The organism is Ilumatobacter sp. (genome assembly GCF_049588435.1).
Taxonomy (GTDB): Bacteria; Actinomycetota; Acidimicrobiia; order Acidimicrobiales; family Ilumatobacteraceae; genus Ilumatobacter_A.
This window is the reverse complement of sequence record NZ_JBAVYV010000256.1, coordinates 1-6,156: the sequence shown is the minus strand read 5'-3', so window position 1 is coordinate 6,156 and position 6,156 is coordinate 1. Positions and strand designations below refer to the sequence as shown.

Here is a 6,156-nt window from a genome sequence, read left to right as displayed (position 1 = left end):
GGACACGAGGTCGAGTTGCCGTCGGGGGCGCTGCACGACGCCAGCGAGATCGCCCGGGCGATCCCGACGGTCATGTTGTTTTCGTCCTCGATCGCCGGGCTGAGTCATACCAAGGAGGAGGACACATCGGAAGACCACCTGATGTTGGCCGCCGACGCCTTCAACCGGACGTGCCGACGGGCAATCGACCTGGTGGCGACGGGCGAACTCCACGCCACCGTTCCGTCGGTATCGGGGTAACACCGTCGAAACACGTGCCGCGCGAATCACCCGGACGAGGCGATCCGCGCTGCCATCCGATCTGCGACGGTGATCCTGCGGTCGCCACTCGATCGATTTCAGACCACCATTCACTACCGAACCACACCAGACGAGGAGTCCCGGATGACTGACATGATGACACCACGTGAGATACCGGTCGTCGACCTCGGCCCGTACCGAGGCGGCTCGCCCGAGGGCAAGCAAGAGGTCGCCCGGACAGTGGCGGAGGCTTGCCGTTCGATCGGCTTTCTGGTCGTGACCGGCCATGGCGTCGACCCCGGTCTCGTTCGACGGATGCGCGAGGTCACCTCCGAGTTCTTCATGCTGCCCGACGACGAGAAGTACGCCGTCGAAATGCCGGCCGACCGCTACCGCGGGTACATGGCCGAAGCGGAGTCGCTCGCAGCGAGCTACGGCCAGGACTCTCCGCCCGACCTCAAGGAGTCGTTCACGATCGGACCGATCGACGTGCCGTCCGACAACCCGTACTACTCGCCCGAGATCGCCGGTGCGTTCTTCGCCGACAACCTTTGGCCAGCGCGACCCGAGCGCCTACGTGAGGTCTGGAGCGAGTACTACCGGGCGCTGTCGCTCTTGGCCGCCGATGTGATGCGCATCTTTGCGCTGGCCCTCGGCCTGGACGAGAACGCGTTCGACGCGAGCATCGATCACCACATCACCAACATGAGCGCAATCCACTATCCACCGCTGTCGAACGAACCCCTGCCCGGTCAACTCCGCGGCGGCGCACACACCGACTTCGGCAGTATCACGATCGTTCAACGCGACGCTGCACCCGGAGGACTCCAGGTTCTGCTGGACGGCAAGTGGGTCGACGCGCCCTACGTCGACGACTCCTTCGTGGTCAACCTCGGCGACCTGATGGCCGAATGGACCAACGATGAATGGGTCTCGACGGTGCATCGCGTGGCCCTGCCCCCGAACGTCGAGGACGCGAAGTCGGACCGACTGTCCTTCACGTTCTTCCATCAGCCGAACTACGACGCGCGGATCGAGGTCATTCCAACCTGCACCGGGCCGGGTCGTCCGGCGAAGTATGGATCGACGACCTCGGGCGCGCACATCACCGCCAAGCTCGCCGCGATGCGATCGCCGGCACTCGGCACGAACGCCTGATCGTCTCCCCGCCCAACGCGCTTCGAGTCCCAATCATCTTTCAGGAGCCAACGAATGAGTAGACGTATCTCGCACTGGATCGACGGAGCGACCGCCCCGTCGATCTTGGCACGCACGGGACCGGTCTTCGACCCATCGACCGGAGAGATCACCGGCACCGTCGAGCTCGGCGGGATCGACGACGTCGACGCAGCGGTTGCCGCCGCCTCGGCAGCATTTCCCGCTTGGCGATCGGCCGGACTGGGTCGGCGCGCGGAGATTCTTTTTCGGCTGCGTGAACTCGTCGACGCCAATCGAAAGGAGATCGCTCGACTGATCACGGTCGAGCACGGCAAGGTGCTCTCCGACGCACTCGGCGAGGTCGCTCGCGGCCTCGAGAACGTGGAGTTTGCGTGCGGTATCCCACAGCTGATGAAAGGTGAGTATTCGGAGCAGGCTGCAACGGGGGTCGACGTGTACTCGATCCGTCAGCCGCTCGGCGTCGTGGCCGGCATCACCCCGTTCAACTTCCCGGCGATGGTGCCGATGTGGATGTTCGCCAACGCCCTCGCGTGCGGCAACACGTTCGTCTTGAAGCCGAGCGAGAAGAACCCTTCCGTCTCGCTGTTCCTCGCGCAGTTGCTTGCTGAGGCCGGGTTGCCGCGTGGGTGCTTCAACGTCGTACAGGGCGACAGGGTCGCCGTCGACCGTCTGCTCCACCATCCTGACGTCGCCGCGATCAGCTTCGTTGGTTCCACGCCGGTTGCCAAAGCCGTATATGCGACCGGCACCTCCAACGGCAAACGAGTGCAGGCACTCGGCGGAGCCAAGAACCACATGCTGGTGTTACCCGATGCCGACCTCGAGAGTGCGGCGGACGCCGCCGTCAGTGCGGCGTACGGCTCTGCCGGCGAGCGCTGCATGGCGATCAGCGTCGTGCTGGCGGTCGACACGATCGCTGACGCACTGGTCGAACGGCTCGCCCGACGAATCCCCGACATCCGCATGGGTCCCGGCAACGACCCCGATTCCGAGATGGGTCCGTTGATCAGCGCCGAACACCGCGACCGCGTCTGCAGCTACATCGAGGGCGCGGCCGCAGACGGCGCGACCGTTGCGATCGACGGCCGAACCGATCTGCCCAGCGAGGGCTACTTCGTCGGTCCGAGCTTGGTCGACCACGTGGCACCTCACATGGCCGTGTATCGCGACGAAATTTTCGGACCCGTGCTCGCCGTCGTGCGAATCGCGTCCTACGACGAGGGCGTTGCACTGATCAACGACAACGAGTTCGGCAACGGAACGGCGATCTTCACACGCAACGGCGGGGCCGCGCGCCAGTTCGCGAGAGACGTGTCGGTTGGGATGATTGGCGTCAACGTGCCCGTCCCTGTGCCGGTGAGCTACTACAGCTTCGGGGGCTGGAAGTCGAGTCTGTTCGGCAGCGCCCACATTTATGGTCCGGAAGGCGTCACCTTCTACACCCAGGGCAAAGTCGTCACGACCCGTTGGCCCGACCCCGAGAGCTCGACCGTTGACCTCGGCTTTCCGGTGGTGAGATGAGCATGGACATCGGAATCGTTCTCCAGACGACACCACCATCTGCCCGAGTGGTGCAGCTCGCCGAACAAGCGGACGCCTACGGTTTCACGCACGCCTGGACCTTCGACTCCCACATCCTGTGGCAGGAGCCGTACACCATCTACAGCCGGATCCTCGACCGGACGCGGAACCTGACCGTGGGACCGATGGTGACCAACCCCGCAACCCGCGACTGGACTGTCACGGCGAGCACCTTCGCGACGCTCAACGAGATGTTCGGAAACCGCACCGTGTGCGGCATCGGTCGAGGTGACTCGGCAGTACGTGTCACGAACGGTCGACCGGTCAACATGGCGACGTTGCGCGAATCGATCAACGTCATACGAGAACTGGCAAACGGGCGGTCGGTGGAGTACCAGGGATCGACGATCACCCTCCCCTGGGCGACGCGTAGCCGACTCGGTGTGTGGGTTGCCGGCTACGGGCCAAAGGCGCTCGCGTTGACCGGAGAGGTTGGCGACGGCTTCATCCTGCAACTTGCCGATCCGCAAATCGTCGAGTGGATGGTCACCGAGGTCCGTCGTGCCGCGGAACAGGCCGGCCGCGATCCCGACGAGATCACAATCTGTGTTGCTGCGCCAGCGTACGTCGGCGACGACCTCGACTACATGCGAGATCAATGCCGGTGGTTCGGCGGGATGGTCGGTAACCACGTGGCCGACATCGTCGGACGCTACGGCGATACGTCCGACGTCCCTGCCTCGCTCACCGACTACATCCGGGGACGCGCTGGCTATGACTACAACCAGCACGGCCAAGCCGGAAATGCCCATGCCGAGTTCGTCCCGGACGAGATCATCGACCGGTTCTGCATTCTCGGAGGTGTGGAGGACCATCTACGACGACTTCGTGAGCTGGAGTCGCTCGGCGTCGACCAGTTCGCCATCTATCTCCAGCACGACGGAAAAGACGCGACGATGCAGGCGTACGGGGAGCGCATCATGCCGTCGCTTGCCGAGCAACGCTCCGCCCGCACGTGACGACACGAACGCCGACACCTTCTCGCCCCAACCTCAAGGAGGTCACTTCGTGACCGATCTCGCATCCGCTCTCTCACGTACGCTGGTCGACGACCGCGCCCATGTCTTCCATTCGTGGTCGGCTCAGGCGTCGCTCGATCCAGCTGACATCGTCAAGGCAGAAGGCAGCCGGATCTGGGACAGCGAGGGGAACAGCTACCTCGACTTCGCCAGCCAGCTCGTCAACGTCAACGTTGGTCACCAGCATCCGAAGGTCGTTGCTGCCATCAAGGAACAGGCCGACCAGTTGTGCACGATCGCGCCGTACCAAGCGAACGCTGCACGCAGCGAGGCCGCACGTCTTATCGCCGAGCTCGCCCCGGCTGATCTCGACAGCGTCTTCTTCACCAACGGCGGAGCCGATGCGAACGAGAACGCGATCCGAATGGCGCGGATACACACGGGCCGGCACAAGGTGCTGACGATGTACCGGAGCTACCACGGCGGGACAGCGGCCGCCATCGCGATGACTGGAGACCCACGCCGATGGGCGAGCGAACCCGGCCCGCCCGGCATGGTGAAGTTCTGGGGGCCATATCTCTACCGATCGTCGTTTCACGCCTCGAATGAGCACGAGGAGTCCGAGCGCGCGCTCGTCCATCTGGCCGATGTGCTCATGGTCGAGGGCGCTGAGAATGTCGCGGCGATCCTCATCGAGCCCGTCGTCGGGACCAACGGCATTCTCGTTCCGCCCGACGGCTACCTCCAGGGCATTCGCGACTTGTGCGACCAGCACGGCATCGTCATGATCGTCGACGAAGTGATGTCGGGCTTCGGTCGATGCGGCAAGTGGTTCTCCGTCGACCGGTGGGACGTCGTCCCCGACCTCATCTGTTTCGCCAAAGGCGTGAACTCCGGGTACGTGCCGCTCGGGGGAGTCGTCATCAGCCGGAGCATCGCCGACACATTCGCCAATCGCCCCTTTCCGGGTGGGCTCACGTATTCCGGGCACCCACTGGCATGCGCAGCAGCCGTGGCCACCATCAACGTCATGCGAGAGGACGGGGTCGTCGACCACGCCCGCCACCTCGGTGACGACGTCATCGGACCCACGCTTCGGGAGATCGCCGGCCGGCACCCATCGGTGGGCGAGGTGCGTGGCCTCGGGGTGTTCTGGGCGATCGAACTGGTCAGTGATCGGACGACACGGGAGCCACTCGTGCCGTTCAATGCCAGCGGCGAGTCAGCAGCACCGATGGCCGAACTGTCGAACGCGTGCAAGCAACAGGGCCTGTGGCCGCTGACGCACTTCAACCGGCTACACATCGTGCCGCCGCTCACCACCACCGAGGAGGAGATCCGTCACGGCCTCGAGATCGTGGATGCTGTTCTCGACAGAGCGGACGTCCACGCGCGTTGAGAACTCGGCCGGCGTGGTTCGTGAGTCATCATGTTCCAGACCATCGGAGACCAGGCGGTGCTTCACACGAAACTCCCCGGTTCGCAGTCGACCAAGAAATCAAGGTCAGAATGTTCGTAGCTACGCTGCCGAACCAAACAGCGATCGGGCTTTCCGTGTCGGCGACGGAGGTTGAGCTGGACATCCCCAAGGAGGCGGCCCGCGTCCGAGGGAAGCCATCGCCTCGGGTACGGGGTTTGGATGCCGAGTCCGGCCCACGTCAGCGTGGCGGTCAGCGGTTGCTGGCGAATCCGCTCGGTCGGGACCGCTCAAAACGTTCCAGCCCGTTTGCACTCTGCCCGCACAGAACCGGCATTGCGCGAACGAACGACCGTCCCGTAACGCGCGCAGGACCACCCGTGCAATCGCGTCCCCGAGTCGCCCGCAGGGGACAGTTTCGAACCGCGCATGACGCGGATCGTCGTCTACTGCGTGCAGCCGCCGTTAGGAGAGTTCGCGTCTGATGCGGTCGCCGATGCTGGCGGCGATCTCGGCGTCGCGTGCCTCGGTCGCCCTGGTGTAGCGGAGCGATGTATCGGGAGTCGAGTGGCCGAGCCGTGCCATGATCTCCGCCGTGGAAGCCCCGGAACTTGCGGCGGTGGTGCCAGCGAGGTGTCGCAGGTCGTGGAACCGGAGGTTCCCGGCGACACCTGCGTCGCGCCTGGCTCGACTCCACGATGGTTGGAAGTATCGATTGAGGAGCGGCTTCTTCTTGATCGACCGGAACACCAGTGCATCAGGCTCGGGTTCGGTGAAGGT

6 protein-coding genes are annotated in these 6,156 nt (G+C 64.4%); 5 read left to right on the top strand and 1 reads right to left on the bottom strand.

The features are described 5' to 3' along the window. The 5 genes from WBV89_RS10025 to WBV89_RS10005 form a co-directional block, all read left to right on the top strand. Positions 1 to 240: M20/M25/M40 family metallo-hydrolase (locus WBV89_RS10025; protein WP_423981198.1), on the top strand; the 240-nt coding region annotated here is incomplete at its 5' end. A gap of 144 nt (positions 241 to 384) precedes the next feature. Next, positions 385 to 1,398: an isopenicillin N synthase family dioxygenase gene (locus WBV89_RS10020; protein ID WP_423981197.1), complete on the top strand. Its 1,014-nt coding sequence runs from the start codon at positions 385 to 387 to the stop codon at positions 1,396 to 1,398. Between the two features lie 54 nt (positions 1,399 to 1,452). Then, a complete protein-coding gene (locus tag WBV89_RS10015; RefSeq protein ID WP_423981196.1) occupies positions 1,453 to 2,940 on the top strand; it encodes a CoA-acylating methylmalonate-semialdehyde dehydrogenase in 1,488 nt (495 codons plus the stop codon). Positions 2,941 to 2,942: 2 nt separating this feature from the next. Then, on the top strand, positions 2,943 to 3,959 hold the full coding sequence (locus WBV89_RS10010; protein ID WP_423981199.1) for a TIGR03842 family LLM class F420-dependent oxidoreductase: 1,017 nt from the start codon (positions 2,943 to 2,945) through the stop codon (positions 3,957 to 3,959). A 49-nt stretch (positions 3,960 to 4,008) separates the two neighbouring features. Next, complete coding sequence (locus WBV89_RS10005) at positions 4,009 to 5,358, top strand: aspartate aminotransferase family protein (protein ID WP_423981195.1); 1,350 nt, start codon at positions 4,009 to 4,011, stop codon at positions 5,356 to 5,358. Between the two features lie 483 nt (positions 5,359 to 5,841). Here WBV89_RS10005 and WBV89_RS10000 read toward each other — a convergent pair. Next, on the bottom strand, positions 5,842 to 6,156 hold a 315-nt coding region (locus tag WBV89_RS10000; RefSeq protein WP_423981194.1), incomplete at its 5' end, for a tyrosine-type recombinase/integrase.

Bases quoted from the DNA above. Each gene is read 5' to 3' on its own strand.
- WBV89_RS10020 (WP_423981197.1), top strand. From the start codon at position 385: ATGACTGACATGATGACACCACGTGAGATACCGGTCGTCGACCTCGGC.
- WBV89_RS10015 (WP_423981196.1), top strand. From the start codon at position 1,453: ATGAGTAGACGTATCTCGCACTGGATCGACGGAGCGACCGCCCCGTCG.
- WBV89_RS10010 (WP_423981199.1), top strand. From the start codon at position 2,943: ATGGACATCGGAATCGTTCTCCAGACGACACCACCATCTGCCCGAGTG.